Genomic DNA, 14,344 nt, shown 5'->3' on the forward strand with positions numbered 1-14,344 from the left:
AATCATAAGAAACCGGCGAGGCGAGCTAACTCGTCCGCTTCGGATTGGGCTCGTTTTTGGATAAAACTGTTGTGGGAAACTCAGCGCCCATCGGTGCCCTCGATTTTTTTGGCGCAGGCTCGACGGCCGCAACGTCCGATTCCAGAAACCGCGCTTGGGCGAACCTCGCAAAGCTTTCGCAGGCCTCGGCCAGAAATTCGCGTGCAGCTTCGATCCGGCCCACGCGCTTGGCCTCGACAAACGCACTCCAATCGATGAGCGGGAACTTCTGAGTGCCGCTCACTTCGAGGAACCCGATATATCTATCCGATTTATCCCACAGATTTTCGAGCCATCCGGCGATCAGCGGCGCCTTGAGGTGCATCGCCAGCAGGTGCTTCAATTGCCGTTCGTAACGCCGCGCCAGGACAATCTGTTCATCCAGGCCTGCGACATGCGCGGCCGTCAAAGCCGCCTGCATATCGCATAGCGTCTCCATGCGCATGAACTCTTCAGCCGGAAGTTCGACATCTGCCAGCAATGACTCCAGTTGACGGCGACCGAGGATCACCTCGCGCAAGCCGATGGCAGTTATCGGCGTAACCTTCCAACCGCTGCGCGGCTGAGAGACTACGAAGCCGGAATGGGTCAGCCGGACAAGTGCCGCGCGCACGATGCCGCGGCCCAGCCCATGCGCCCGGCAAATCTCTACTTCGGACAAGCGCTCACCGGCGGTAAGCGCTCCGGAGATGACGGCATGCTTCAACTTATTTTCGGCTATCGAAACCGAGTCAGGCATGCCGGTCGGCAAGAAAGGGCTTTGAACATCGAACATAGAAATGAAACTAACATCTCAGTTTTGTGAACTGAAGTGTCACATTTGCGCAAGCATGCCGTATTGCGGACTTTTTTATCGGGATCGACATCTCTTGGGGAAAAAATGATTGGGATGCGCAGTGGGAGGGCAATGAAGCCGAATTCCTAGCTGATCCGGCAGCTCATTCAGCATCGGCGCAAGTCGCACGATTTGATCGCTGACGCGGTATCGCTATGCTTTTGTCGATTAAATCTTGGTCGGCACGTTTTCAGAAAGGATGTGCATTCATGAATGGATTACCAGCCTTCAAGACCGGAAAACTGCGGGCCGAATTCGGCCATGTCAAACCCATCGAGGATCTCGAAATCCCGTTCGGCATCATCGAAGGCTCCGAGTCCGGCCCGACACTGCTGATCACCGCTGGCGTTCACGCTTCCGAATTCTGCTCGATCGAAGCCGCAGTTCGGCTCATGCAGACGAAACCGGAACAGATCAAAGGCACGCTCGTCGTCCTGCCGATCCTCAATATCGAAGGTTTCAGCAAGCGCAGCATCTACGTCATGCCTCAGGACGGAAGAAACCTGAACCGCATGTTTCCGGGCAATCCCGAGGGGACGACCGGCGAGCGGCTGGCGAACTGGCTCATGACGAGCGTCTATCCCCAGGTCAATGCCTATATGGATCTGCACGGTGGCGACCTGGACGAGAGCCTTGCGCCATTCACGATCTTTCCGGCAGGCTGCGAAAAATCCAAGGCGTTGGCCGAAGCTTTTGGTCTGCCGATCGCCGTCGCCTCCAGCCGGCCCGGCAACAGCGTCAACGGAGCCCGGCAAGTCGGCGTCCCCAGCATCCTGCCAGAAATCGGCGGCAATGGCCTATGGAATGAAGATACCGTCGGCCTGATGGTCGCGGGCATCCATCGTGTCATGCAGCATCTCGGCATGATCGCCGACGCGCCCAGGCCTGCCAAGCGGGAACCGATGAACATCTTCACCATGTGGGTTCCGACCGCCCCGGTCACCGGCTTGTGGTATGCGAAGAAGGAGCTTTCCGAGACTGTCGCCAAGGGCGAGACGCTAGGCGAAATCCGCGATGTTTTCGGCAAGGTCCTTGCAACCATCACCTCTGAAAATGACGGTTTCATCCTCTACCGAATGTCGAGTCTGTCGGTCAATCAGGGCGAAGCGCTGCTTGGTGTCGGCGTCGCCGTCTAATCAAGCCCTTCCTTGTGGAAGTCGCTATTGCGAACGACGACGGCAGAAGGCGGCTGACGATCGGTCAGCCTGGTTGACGTGAAAATGGAAGACTATACGATCGCCGGCGCAGCTCACCACAGCTCATCCCGCTCTGTCGAACAGTCCGTATCATTCGTCAGATTGACCGATGTCGTGCCTTACGAGCTGCTGAACCGGTAGGTCTACCGGCATTGCGGAGGAGCACTATGACCGAAGAATCGATCGCCATTTCCTACGGGCGGGGCCATCTGCCATTGACACTGCCGGAAAAGGCGAAGGCTACGCTGATCCGCAAACGGGCACTGCCGAAACTACCCGACTCGAAGGCCGCGATTGCGGCAGCCCTCAGTGCGCCAGTCGCTTCGCCGCCACTCACCGAGCTGGCAAAAAACCGGGCGAGCGCCTGCATCCTGATCTGCGACATCACGCGGCCCGTGCCGAACCGGCTGTTCCTGCGGCCGATGATCGAGACGATGGTCGCCGCCGGCATTCCGATCGGGGCCATCTCGGTGCTGGTCGCGACCGGCCTGCACCGGCCGAACCTCGCCGATGAACTCTCCGAACTCGTCGGCGATCCCTGGGTGCTCGAAAATGTCCGCGTCGAGAACCATTATGCCCGCGACGAGGCCGCCCACGTCGATCTCGGCTTTACGAAAACCCGGCACACACCGGTCAAGCTCGACCGGCTGTTCGTCGAGGCTGATCTCAGGATCGCCACCGGCTTGGTCGAGCCGCATTTCATGGCCGGCTGGTCGGGCGGCCGCAAGGTGATCGCGCCTGGCGTTGCCCATCACGAGACCATCCGCACCTTCCACTCGGCCCGCTTCATGGAGAACCCGTTAGCGGTCCAGTGCAATCTGATCGGCAATCCCCTGCATGAGGAGCAGCTGGAGATCGTCCGCATGCTCGGCGAGGTCTATGCGCTCAACACCGTGCTCGACGAGGACCGCGACCTCGTCTGCGTCACCTTCGGCGAGATCATCGCCAGCCACCAGGCTGCCGTCGATTTCGTCAGCGCCGCGACACAGGTGCCGCTTGCGCGGAAATATTCGACCGTCGTCACCTCGTCGGCCGGCTATCCGCTCGACAAGACCTATTACCAGACGATCAAGGGCATGGTGACGCCGCTCGACATCCTGAAACCGGGCGGCACGTTGATCATCGCCTCGGAATGTTCCGAAGGCTTTGGCTCGCCGGAGTTCCGCAAAGCGCAGGCGAGGCTTGTCGAACTCGGCCCCGAGCGCTTCCTGGCGACGCTGACCGCGAAAAGCCTTGCCGAGGTCGACGAATGGCAGACCGAGATGCAGCTGAAGCCGATGCGGCTCGGCAAGGTCGAACTCTACACCACAGGCCTTGCCGGCGAAGACCGAACCTTGACCGGCGTCGCGATGATCGACGACATCAAGGCGGCGATCGACCGCAGCATCGCAGCAAGCGGCGATCCCAATGTGGCGATCATCCCGGAGGGACCCTATGTCGTTCCCCGTTATGCCGCCTGAGTCTGCCATGATATCGGAATGTCTCGAACTGCATCTCGACCCTCTTGGTGGTATTGCGGGAGATATGTTTGCCGCTGCCCTGCTCGACCTGAGGCCCGACCTGGAGGCGGAGTTGAGGCGGGCGCTTGCGCTCTGCCCGCTGATGGAAGATGTGGAATTCGAATTTGCCGCTCACAATGATGATGTGCTGACCGGTCACCGCTTCCTCGTGCGTCGCGACGGCGACAGGCACCTCGCCGAAGGACGGCATCATCATCACCACGATCATCACCATTCACATGACCATGATCACGACCATGATGAACATGGTCACGCGCACGGCAGCCACCACCACACCCATTGGAGCCTGATCCGCGAAGCCCTGATTGCGTCCAAGCTCGACCGCGACACCGTAAAGCATGCCATCGGCATCTTCTCGCGGCTCGCTGAGGCGGAGGGGAAAGTGCACGGCGTCGAGCCCGATGCCGTTAGCTTCCACGAGGTGGGCGCCTGGGATTCGATTGCCGACATCGTTGCTGCCGCATGGCTGATATCGCAATTTGATGCCGTCCGTTGGACAGTCGGCCCGCTGCCGCTCGGTGGCGGCCGCATACGCACAGACCATGGCCTGCTCCCCGTTCCGGCGCCGGCGACAGCCCGCCTGCTTGAGGGCTTTTCCACGATCGACGATGGCATCGGCGGCGAGCGCGTCACGCCAACCGGAGCCGCCATTCTCGCTTATCTCTGCGACCGGACATCGCCGCCGCCAAAGCCCCGAACCCTGACGGGCTCCGGTTACGGTTTCGGCACGCGGCGGCTGCCGGGCATCAGCAATTGCCTGCGTGTCCTGGCTTTCAAAAGCGCTGAACCCGCCACCGGCCTGGAAAGCCAGATCGCCGTTCTGGAATGCGAAATCGACGATCAGACGGGTGAAGACTTGGCGCAGGCGGTCGAACGGCTGCGGAGTCAGAAAGGCGTTCTCGACATCATCCAGGCGCCGGTCTTCGGCAAAAAGGGCCGGATGATGACGCATTTGCGCGTTCTTGCCGAACCTGCGGCACGTGACGAAATCCTGGCAGGCATTTTCGACGAGACCACCACCATCGGTATCCGTCATTCGCTTGTGCAACGCAGCACCCTGCCCCGGCAGGCGATGACGGCCGCAGCCGACGGCCGGACGCTGCGGCTGAAAGTCGTTGACCGCCCCTCGGGCCGCACTGCCAAGGTGGAAGCCGACGATCTCACCGATGTAGCCGGAAGTGCGGCCCGCAATGCGCTGCGCCATATGGCTGACACTGCCCTCCAGAAAGATCAAAAGGAAGACTGATGCGCGCTGCCCTCGAAGCCGTTCTCACCTCGCTCGGGCCTTCCGCCGTCGCCGTCAGCGGCGGAGTCGATTCCATGACGCTTGCCGTCTTTGCCAACCGGCTTCTCGGCAATGAGCACATCACCATGATGCATGCCGTCTCGCCGGCTGTGCCGCCAGAAGCGACCGAACGCGTCAAGGACTGGGCCAAGCGTGAAGGTTGGACGCTGCGCATTCTCGATGCCGGCGAGTTCGGAGATAGCAACTATCTCAGCAACCCAGTCAATCGCTGCTTCTTCTGCAAGAGCAATCTCTATAGCGCGATTGCCAGCCTATCCGATCGGCAGATCCTCTCCGGCGCCAATACCGACGATCTCGGCGAATACCGCCCAGGCCTCGATGCCGCCCGTGATCACGGCGTACGTCATCCCTATCTCGAGGCGGGCATCGACAAGAAGACGGTTCGCGCGCTTGCCCGCGACTTCGGCCTCGGCGGCCTTGCCGAACTGCCGGCCTCTCCCTGCCTCTCTAGCCGTGTGGAGACAGCGATTGCAATCGATCCCGAGATGCTGAAGGCGATCCATGGCGTGGAACGTCTCGTCAATGAGAGGCTGGCGCCGAAGACGGTCCGTTGTCGCATCCGTCGTAGCGGCCTGGTCATCGAAATGGATCCCACGAGCCTCGCAAACGCCGATGGCGAGCAACGCGATACTCTATCGCGTTCCATCGCCGGTTTGCTGCCGGCTTCCCTTTCCGGCAAGCCTATCGGCTTCGAGCCATACCGCAACGGCAGCGCCTTCGTGGGAGTGAAATCGTGACCAGCGAGGATGTCGTTTTCGATTTTGGCCGCGCCGGCCGTATCGGTCTTGACGAGTCGGTGTTCTGCGCCGGCAAGAGTGCCGGGCAGATCGCCGGCATCCTCGAAAGCGCGAGAGAGCGCGACGCCGGGCTCCTGCTGACGCGGTTGGACGCGGACAGACTGACGCAACTGCCTGCCGAATTGCGGGAAGCGATCGACTATTGCGCTCTGTCCCGCACCGGCTTCTTCGGCCCGCTCCGGCCGGTCGCGATGTCAGGCAAGATAGCGATCGTCGCAGCCGGCACTTCGGATGCGCCCGTCGCCCGCGAAGCGGCGCGTACGCTGCGCCACGCAGGGATCGAAGCGACCATCGTTACCGATGTCGGTGTTGCCGGTCTCTGGCGGCTGATGGATCGGATCGAAGACATCCGCCGCCATCCAATCGTGATCGCCGTTGCCGGCATGGATGCGGCATTGGCAAGTGTGCTTGGCGGCCTCGTCTCCAGTGCACTGATCGCCGTCCCGACATCGGTCGGCTACGGTGCGGCGGAGGGTGGCCGCACCGCGTTAAACGCCATGCTCGCAAGCTGCGCAGCCGGCATCACGGTCTGTAACATCGATAATGGCTATGGCGCCGCCGCCGCCGCCATACGCATTCTGAACAGCTTCACCGCGCTGGCGGACGAATCCGTGCAGAGCTGACAGTCTTAGCTCTCGAGTTCTGCGGCGCTTCTGCCCAGCATGCAAAGAAAGTCGACATCGTCGCCGATCAAGGCGTCGATAAGCCCATCCTTGATGCAGCGACGGATCAGCGGCAGCCGGTCACGGCCACTTTGCCAGAACACAGCAAGCTTTTCAGGAAGGGGTAGGCTCAGACGTACCGCGATCCCAGCTTCCTGGAGAGCCTCCGCGTCGGCGCGGTAGAAATAATTGAGCTCAAGCGAAACGCCGTCGATGCCGCAGGTGCGCATTGAATTGACGAGATCCAATGGGCGATGATGGATAATGGCTTCCGTTTGCAAGCGCGGTTCGATTTCCTTCACTCGGCGCAGATCAAGATGATCGAAGGAGGAAATAGCAACATGGCCGAACGCATCCATTTCACGTAGCGTGGCGATCATGACATCGGCAAGGCGATCGGCGCGCTCCCGCTCCTTCATCTCGATAGCAAGGCGCGTGTCGGTCTGCTTGGCCCAGGCGACCACCTCGGCAAGTGTCGGTGCACGTGTACCGGCAAAGCGGGGATCGAATTTCGCACCCACGTCCAGGGCCAGAATATGATCGAGATCATGATCACCAACGAAACCCCAGCCATTTGTCGTCCGGTCCAAAGTGCGATCGTGCATGACGACGATCTTTTCGTCGCGGGTCAGCATCAGATCGATCTCGCATTCATTGGCACCGGCATCCACGCCCTTCTGATAGGCAAGGATCGTGTTCTCGGGAAAGTGCCGGCTGAAGCCGCGATGGGCGGCAATGCGGAGCGATCCTTGACGGGCGGCGTGAAGAGGCAAAGGCACGGGAAATCTCCTTAGGTTATGGGAAGGCTTTTTGAAACTCAGTGCAGCGTCGGATCGAAGGCGTCCCGCAGGTAGTCGCCGATGAGGCTAATCGAAAGAGACAGCAGGAAGATCGCGATCCCCGGCAAAGTCGATATCCACCATTCGGTCATCACGTAGTCGCGACCGGCGCCGACCATGCTGCCTAGGCTGACCATGGGCGGCTGGATACCGAGGCCGAGGAAGCTCAGCGCAGATTCCTGCATCAGAATGTCGGGCAGAACGACAGTCAAATTGACGAAAACCACCGAGAGGATGTTGGGCAGGACGTGCATGACGGCGATGCGTGCCGTGCTCGCGCCGTTGCGTTTCAGCGCCGCGACATAGCCTCGTTCCAGCTCCAGGCCAGTCATGGTGCGGACGAGCCGGGCATAGCGCTCCCATCCATAGAGGCCGAGCAGCGCCATGAAGAGCCAGAGATTGTCACCGAAGAAGGCGAGCACGGCGAGCGCGATGATGAGGAACGGCATCGAGGCCTGGAAATCCACTGCGACGCGGATCAGCATATCGGCAAGTCCGCGGCGAAACGCTGCGAGGAGGCCGAGCGTCGTGCCGAGCATCAAGCTGATTGCCGAGGCGCCGAGCGCGATCAGCAGGCTGGTGCGGACGCCATAAAAGACGCGGCTCAGAATATCGCGCCCGAGTTCGTCGGTGCCGAGAACATGCTTGATAGTACCTCCGAACAGGAAGGGCGGCGCCTTTCGAGCATGAAGATCAATCTGCGCAAAACCATAGGGCGCAAGCACATTGGCAAAAATCGCGAGCACGATGAAGGTGACGAGAACGACCAGGCAAATCGCGGTCGTCGCGTCCAGCCGCACGCTGCGCGGCAATCTATCGGCTTTCGTTTCGGTCAGACCGTCAATGCCGGTCGCTGCATTCGCCATGGTCATCCCTTTCGAAAACGCGGATCAGGCAGCCGTCCGATGCCGCAGGCGCGGATCGGCGAGAATATAGAGAAAGTCGATCAGCAGATTGGCGCTCACCATGGTGGCGGTAATGAGGATGACGATGGTCTGCACAATGTTGAGGTCGCGCTGTGCCACGGACGAAACCAGAAAGCGGCCGACGCCCGGCCAGGCATAAACCGTTTCGACGATCGCCGCGCCGCCGATCATCCCGCCGACCAGGAAACCGAGCATGGTCAGGAGCGGCAGAGCCGCGTTGGGCATCACATGCTGCAGCAACACGGCCCGCTCGCCGATCCGCTTGGCGCGGGCTGCCAGAATGTATCGCTGTCCCAATACCTCCAGCACGCTGGAGCGCACGAAGCGGGCGATGATGCCGGCGTTGGCAAGGCCTATGACCAGAACCGGCATGACGAGATGCGCCGGCGTCGATCCGCCGCCGCTCGGCAACAGACGCAGCGACACGGCAAAGAGCTGGATCAGAAGAATAGCGATCAGGAAATTCGGCAGGGAATGCGTCAGGACCGCCAACCCCATGACGAGGCGGTCGATCAGGCTGCCGCGGTTCTGCGCGGCCAGGATGCCGAGCGGTACGCCCGCGCCGAATGCCACCACCAGAGCAGCACCCATCAGTTCGAGCGTCGCCGGAACCTTGGAGAGCACCAGCACCAGCGCGTTCTGCCCATTCTGCAGCGATGTGCCGAAATCGCCACGCAGAAGATGGCCGAGATAGGAGAGATACTGAACGTAAAGCGGCTGATCGAGGCCCCATTGCTGACGCATGAGTGCCACCACCTCGGGCGGCGTCTCGATGGGCAGCAGCGAATGCAGGGGATCGCCGCTGACGCGCAGGATGATGAAGGTGAAAGTAATGGCGAGGAAAAGCGTGACAGCAGCCCTGAGGAGAGAGCGCATGACGGCCTGGAACATGGCGGATCTCCTTCAGAGCGTTTCGAGAATCGTGCTTGCCTGACGCAATTTCTGCCGCCTACCGCGCGGGACGGCGGACAGAAGTTTTGCGGTGTAGGGATGCTTTGGGTTTGAAAAGACCTCTTCCGTCGGACCAGTCTCGACGATCTGTCCCGCCTCCATGATCGCCACCCGATGCGAGACATGTCGGACGACCCGGACGTCATGGCTGATAAACAGCAATGACAGGCCGCGGGTACGCTGAAGTTCAAGCAGGAGATTGAGAACCTGGGCCTGCACCGACACATCGAGCGCTGAGACCGGCTCATCGCAGAGCAGAATTTGCGGTTCGACGACCAAGGCTCGGGCAATAGCGACGCGCTGGCGTTGGCCGCCGGAAAGCTGGTGAGGAAATTTTTGCAAGGCCGAAACCGGAAGGCTGACGGCCTTGAAGGTCTCGGCAGTGCGCTCGCGGCGGCTTGCGGCGTCGCCAATCGCATGGATCGCCAGCGTCTCCAGCATCTGATGCCCAACGGTGCGGCGCGGATCGAGCGCACCCAAGGTATCCTGCGAAATCACCTGCAGATGTTTTGCCAGCCCGCGCCGGTTCGGCTTCATAAGGTTGCCGAAGGACTGGCCGAAGAGTTCGATGTCCCCGGAAGCCGGAACCCGGTCGCCGCAGAGAAGCGAGGCAAGCGTGGACTTGCCGCAGCCCGATTCTCCGACCAGGCCCAGCGTCTCGCCTGACTTCAGCTCAAGGTTGACATCCCTGATCGCATGGAAGCCTTTGGTTCGCCGTGGCCATATCGTAAAGCCGGGCGAATAGGAAAATTGCAGGTTACGGGCAGCGAGAGCGGTATGCGTTCCACTCCCATTCAGCGGTGATCTTTCCTCAGATATCATGGACGCTCCATGGATTGAAGCAGGCGAGCGAGGCCGCGCCCGCGATCAAAGGCGGAACCGTCGTCGCGCACTGCGTTTCGGCGCGCGGACAGCGCGGCGCGAAGGCGCAAGCGGAAGGTGCTGCATCATGCAGTTTTAGCTCGCCCGGAATATCCGCCAGCTTTTCCAGCGGAGTTCCGTGTCCGGGCATCGCTTCCAGCAACAGCCGCGTATAGGGATGACGGGGGCTGTCGTAGATGTCTTCGGTGCCGTTGATCTCGACCAGCGATCCGGCATACATCACCGCGATGCGATCGCAGACCTCGGAGACGAGATCGAGATCATGGCTGATGAAGATCATGGGGATGCCGCGTTCGCGCACCGCCTTGACCAGCAGCGCCACCACTTGCGCCTGCACTGTGACGTCGAGCGCCGTGGTCGGCTCGTCGGCGATGATCAGCCGTGGCTGCATGGCCAGAGCGGTCGCGATCATCACACGCTGACACATGCCGCCGGAAAACTGCGCCGGATAGGCATTGTAGCGTGTCTCGGCCTGCGGGATGGCGACCTCCGCAAGGAGCCGCAGCGCCTCGGCCTTCGCTTCCGCCGCGGACATGCCGGCGCTCATTGCGGCCTCGGCGATCTGCGAACCTATGGTGCGCACCGGATCGAGGCAGGAGACCGGCTCCTGGAAGATCAGGCCTATGGAGGGGAGTTTCGAGCGCGCCATCCCGCCGAGCTCGCCGACATCGTACATGGCGTCTTCGAATGAGATGGCCCCCGTCGCACTCGCCGTTGGCCCTAGCAGGCCGGCAAGTGCAAGACAGGTCACGCTCTTGCCCGAGCCGCTTTCCCCGACGATGCCGAGGATTTCACCCTCGGCAAGGTCAAAGGAGACATTGTTGACCGGATAGGACCGGCCAGCCCTTGTCCGAAAGGTCACGCTCAGATTGTCGACCGAGACGATGGGAGTGGCCATCGCGGACGGCTCAGCTCTTCTGCTCTTCAAAGGATAGGCTGCCGGCGCCGAGATCCATCTGGAAGGCCGGCAACGGCTGCCACTTGATACCGTCACGGATGCCGTAGAAGACGGCGTTCTGATGCAGAACCGTCTCGCCCGGGTCGTTCCATTCGATCAGTTGCAGCATGTCGCGGAATATCTTGGCGCGTTCGGCCGGATCGACGGCTTTTTCCATCTTGGCGCCGAGAGCGTCGAAATCCGCATTCTGCCAGATCTTGAACGAGCTCAAAGAACCGGCCGAGCCAAACTGCGTGTAGAAGGAAATATAGGGATCCGGGATTTGCGCGGTGCTCGACCAGTTGCCGGTCGCGCGGCCGGGCGCATTTTCAAACAGCTTGCCGCCTTCGACGAACTTCATCTTGGCATTGACGCCGATCGCCTGCCACATCGCGACCACGGCCTGTGTGACCGGATTTTCCGCCGTGTAGTAATTGTTCTGCGAGCGAACTTCGATTTCCTCGCCGTTGTAGCCGGCGTCCTTGAGGAGCTTCGCGGCCTGGTCCGGATCATATTTATAAGCCGGATAGTCCTTGAGATAGACAGGGCCATAGAGCTCGAACTGCAGGCCGTTCGGCACCCGGGTGCGGCCGTTCCAGATCGAGTCGACGATGGCTTGCCGGTCGATGGCAAGGATGAGGGCCTGGCGGACGCGCGGATCCTTCAGCGCCGGGTTGGTCTTGTCGAAATAGAGGATGCGGTGGTTCGGAACCGGACCGCCGACGATCGAGTGACCAGGGCTGCCAGTGACCGCTGAAAGCTGATCCGGCGGCAGGTCGGTGGCGATGTCATAATCGCCGGCGAGAAGGCCAGCGATGCGCGAGGAGACTTCCGGCACGATGCGCAGGGTCACGCGCTTGGCGGCCGGCTTGCCCCGGAAAGCCTGATCGTGGGAGACGAGAACCACGTTTTCGTTCGTGGCAAAGCTCTCGACCTTGTAGGGACCGGCGCCGATCGGCTTCTGGCGCCATGTCGTCCAGTTGCCACCGTTCTTCTGCCAGGCATCCTTGCTGATGACGACGGCGGCATAGCATGCCAGGCGCTGCAGGAAGATCGGATCCTGGAACTTGGTGATGAAACGCACCGTCAGCGGATCGACCACTTCGACGTGATCGAGGCTGGTGAAGCTTGTGAGATAGACCGGGTAGCCGGGCGCATTCTTGTTGAGCAGGCGCTCGGGACCAAACGAGAAGGCGACGTCTTCCGCGGTCATCTCCCGCCCGTCATGGAAAATCACGCCGGGACGCAGCTTCATTTCCAGAATGGTCGGCGAAACCCAGGTCCAGGAAGTCCCGAGATTGGGCTTTACGGAGAAATCGCCTCGCATGTCGATGGCGAGAACCGTTTCATGGATCGAGTAGTTGTTGCGGAAGGCAACATTGCTGGCCGCATCGACCGGCTCTTGCGAGGTCGGGTTCTGCTGAACGGCAATGCGAAGTTCGGGCCTGACGTCGCCTGCATCGTCCGCGGCCGCGGGGAGCGCCGGTACCAAGGCGGAGAGGCCGGCCGCGGCTCCCATGAGCAAGGTCGTGCGGCGGGTGACGGCCGTATAGAGGCCGGTGAACGCGTTTTCGGACATCAGCAGACTCTCCTGTTGGTGTTGCTCAAACGTTTGCGCAACAGAAAAAGCACGACCTGCGGTGAAAATTGCTTTTTTCAACTACGCAGGAGGAATGTGCTGCAGGCTAGGGAAATCCGATGACGCACGTATGACAAGTTCAGGCGGAATAAGCCGCATCGGTCGCATGGCGGCACGGGCATCCGCCGAAAGGTTCGTCAATTCAACAAGCAGATCGAGCGAAGCTTCGCAAAGAGAATCCGTCGGTTGCGCCACCGTCGTCAAAGGCGGCGACCAATAGGCCGTGTCGGGCACATTGTCATAGCCCACGACGGAAATATCGTCTGGAATCTTTAGACCCAGCTCCCGCAGCAGCGCCACGACCTCGATTGCCAGGCCGTCGCTTCCGCAGATTAACGCGGTCGGTCGTGCTGACGGGACTGCCAACAATCGACGGAATGCCTCGCGATCGATGTCCGCCCTTTCGAAGGAAATGACCTCCCCTTCCATGCCGGTCGAGCCCTCGCGGATCACCTGCTGGAAAATTGTTCGGCGATCACTGAGGGCGAGCCGGCTTACACGGTAGACAAAGGCAATATGGCGGTGTCCGAGCGCCATCAAATGCTCGAACAGCAAACGCATGCCGAGCCGGTCATCGGTCAGCACGGCCGGCGTCGGGCCGGTAAGGCCCCCACAGAGGGTGACATGCGCCTTGCCCATTCGGTCGAGATGCTCACACAGAGCTTCATGGCCGGGAAGATCGCTGACCATAATCACACCATCGAAAAAATCGTCCTGGAACAGGTGAAGCTGCCCCGCGATTTCGCCGGCATCGGCCTTGGCCTGCGCAACCAGCAGTTCCACCCCGCGCCGCTGCGCCACCGCCTGCAATCGACTGGTCAGATGTGGCTGGTAGTGCCCCGAGAGGCTGCCGACGATCGCACCGAAGACGCCCGTCCGATGGGTTCTGAGCGAGGTCGCCAGCCGGTTGACGACGTAGCCGGCATCGCGCGCCGTCGCCTTGACGCGTTCCTGAGTTTCCAAGCTGATGCGCGCATCATCCGCACGATCGTTCAAAACGCGCGATACCGTCGCGGCTGAGACCCCCGCTAGCCGCGCGACTTCCAGAATTCCGATTCTCGCCCGAGTTTTCACATCTCCCCCGAAGCGCTCTTCTGCCGTGTGGCGACAATGGCGAAACGCTACCGCCGGGGCAAGCCGTCAGCGTCAATATCAATCGCGCTCGCCGAGAGCGAGTCACGTGGATACGGCCTCCAACACCATCAAGACCAACAGGTAGACGGGTTTATGCCTTTCTGGAAAATCAGTTTCACCGGACTTCACGGGCGCAACTTCGTGTCTCCGCGTTGCCAATCGGCAGAATGCCGGTCTAGCTAGGAACAACCGGCGCGGTGCCCAACCGGCTGTGTTCACCATAAGAATTTGATATCAAGGAGTTGCAAGCCCATGCCCGTCACGCGCGAAACCCTGATCCTGTCCCATGCCGGCGCAATGCAGGCTCTTGCCGCCGCGATCGCCCACGCCGAGAAGATCGGTATCCCGCAGTGCGTCTTCATTGTTGACGCGAGCGGCGAAACCATTGCCAGCATCCGGATGGACGGGGCGAAATATCTGAGCATGCACACGGCTCGCGCCAAGGCCCGCACCGCCGCATCGAGCAACGCGCCGACGGGTACCATGTCCTTCGAATTCGGTACCGCTGCCGGCATCGCCTCGCAGGGCGGCGTCACGCACCTGCCGGGCGGCCTGCCCATTCGTTTCGGCAGCCGGCTCGCCGGTGCGATTGGTGTCGGATCGGGCACGGGCGATCAGGATTTCGAAGTCGCGCGCGCTGCGCTCGCTGCCATTGGAGCCGATGCCGTTTAAGGCAAGCCT

Annotated in this window: 14 protein-coding genes and 1 pseudogene; 6 read left to right on the forward strand and 9 right to left on the reverse strand. The window is 61.1% G+C overall.

Annotated elements, in window-relative coordinates; genetic code table 11:
- Positions 1-25 precede the first annotated feature (25 nt).
- Together PY649_RS03405 and PY649_RS03410 are read right to left on the reverse strand one after the other, a co-directional pair.
- Positions 26-559, reverse strand: coding sequence for a hypothetical protein (locus tag PY649_RS03405; RefSeq protein WP_285867204.1), 534 nt, complete (start codon positions 557-559; stop codon positions 26-28).
- A 33-nt stretch (positions 560-592) separates the two neighbouring features.
- A pseudogene (locus PY649_RS03410) lies at positions 593-814 on the reverse strand (GntR family transcriptional regulator); the annotation flags it as partial.
- 269 nt (positions 815-1,083) lie between these two features.
- On the opposite strand from PY649_RS03410, the gene PY649_RS03415 reads away from it, so the two are divergent.
- The 5 genes from PY649_RS03415 to larB all read left to right on the forward strand — a co-directional run bounded on the left by PY649_RS03415 (position 1,084) and on the right by larB (position 6,316).
- Entirely contained in the window at positions 1,084-2,010 is a 927-nt protein-coding gene (locus tag PY649_RS03415; RefSeq protein ID WP_285866738.1) for a succinylglutamate desuccinylase/aspartoacylase family protein, read from the forward strand.
- 227 nt (positions 2,011-2,237) lie between these two features.
- Positions 2,238-3,530, forward strand: a complete 1,293-nt coding sequence (locus PY649_RS03420) for a nickel-dependent lactate racemase family protein (RefSeq protein WP_285866739.1) — start codon at positions 2,238-2,240, stop codon at positions 3,528-3,530.
- On the forward strand, positions 3,505-4,836 hold the full coding sequence (gene larC / locus PY649_RS03425) for a nickel pincer cofactor biosynthesis protein LarC (RefSeq protein WP_285866740.1): 1,332 nt from the start codon (positions 3,505-3,507) through the stop codon (positions 4,834-4,836). Before PY649_RS03420 ends, larC begins: the two co-directional genes overlap by 26 nt.
- Positions 4,836-5,633 carry an ATP-dependent sacrificial sulfur transferase LarE gene (gene larE / locus PY649_RS03430; RefSeq protein ID WP_285866741.1) on the forward strand — a complete coding sequence of 266 codons (798 nt, stop codon included), beginning with the start codon at positions 4,836-4,838 and terminating at the stop codon, positions 5,631-5,633. The genes larC and larE overlap by 1 nt, the downstream gene beginning before the upstream one ends.
- Complete coding sequence (gene larB / locus PY649_RS03435; RefSeq protein WP_285866742.1) at positions 5,630-6,316, forward strand: nickel pincer cofactor biosynthesis protein LarB; 687 nt, start codon at positions 5,630-5,632, stop codon at positions 6,314-6,316. The genes larE and larB overlap by 4 nt, the downstream gene beginning before the upstream one ends.
- 5 nt (positions 6,317-6,321) lie before the next feature.
- Here the strand turns inward: larB and PY649_RS03440 are convergent, their stop codons facing one another.
- The 7 genes from PY649_RS03440 to PY649_RS03470 form a co-directional block, all read right to left on the reverse strand.
- Positions 6,322-7,134 (reverse strand): glycerophosphodiester phosphodiesterase, encoded by an 813-nt coding sequence (locus PY649_RS03440; protein ID WP_285866743.1) that lies wholly within the window; start codon positions 7,132-7,134, stop codon positions 6,322-6,324.
- A gap of 38 nt (positions 7,135-7,172) precedes the next feature.
- Positions 7,173-8,060, reverse strand: coding sequence for an ABC transporter permease (locus tag PY649_RS03445; RefSeq protein WP_285866744.1), 888 nt, complete (start codon positions 8,058-8,060; stop codon positions 7,173-7,175).
- Positions 8,061-8,084: 24 nt separating this feature from the next.
- Positions 8,085-9,011, reverse strand: coding sequence for an ABC transporter permease (locus PY649_RS03450; RefSeq protein ID WP_285866745.1), 927 nt, complete (start codon positions 9,009-9,011; stop codon positions 8,085-8,087).
- Between the two features lie 12 nt (positions 9,012-9,023).
- A complete protein-coding gene (locus PY649_RS03455) occupies positions 9,024-9,893 on the reverse strand; it encodes an ABC transporter ATP-binding protein (protein ID WP_285866746.1) in 870 nt (289 codons plus the stop codon).
- A complete protein-coding gene (locus PY649_RS03460; RefSeq protein WP_285866747.1) occupies positions 9,883-10,851 on the reverse strand; it encodes an ABC transporter ATP-binding protein in 969 nt (322 codons plus the stop codon). Before PY649_RS03460 ends, PY649_RS03455 begins: the two co-directional genes overlap by 11 nt.
- Positions 10,852-10,861: 10 nt before the next feature.
- Entirely contained in the window at positions 10,862-12,469 is a 1,608-nt protein-coding gene (locus tag PY649_RS03465) for an ABC transporter substrate-binding protein (protein WP_285866748.1), read from the reverse strand.
- A gap of 81 nt (positions 12,470-12,550) precedes the next feature.
- Positions 12,551-13,603 (reverse strand): LacI family DNA-binding transcriptional regulator, encoded by a 1,053-nt coding sequence (locus PY649_RS03470; RefSeq protein ID WP_285866749.1) that lies wholly within the window; start codon positions 13,601-13,603, stop codon positions 12,551-12,553.
- Positions 13,604-13,915: 312 nt separating this feature from the next.
- Here PY649_RS03470 and PY649_RS03475 point away from each other — a divergent pair, with 312 nt between their 5' ends.
- Complete coding sequence (locus tag PY649_RS03475) at positions 13,916-14,335, forward strand: GlcG/HbpS family heme-binding protein (RefSeq protein WP_285866750.1); 420 nt, start codon at positions 13,916-13,918, stop codon at positions 14,333-14,335.
- Positions 14,336-14,344 lie beyond the last annotated feature (9 nt).

Origin of the sequence: Rhizobium mayense, from assembly GCF_030272705.1 — a bacterium.
In the GTDB taxonomy this organism is placed as follows: domain Bacteria; phylum Pseudomonadota; class Alphaproteobacteria; order Rhizobiales; family Rhizobiaceae; genus Rhizobium; species Rhizobium mayense.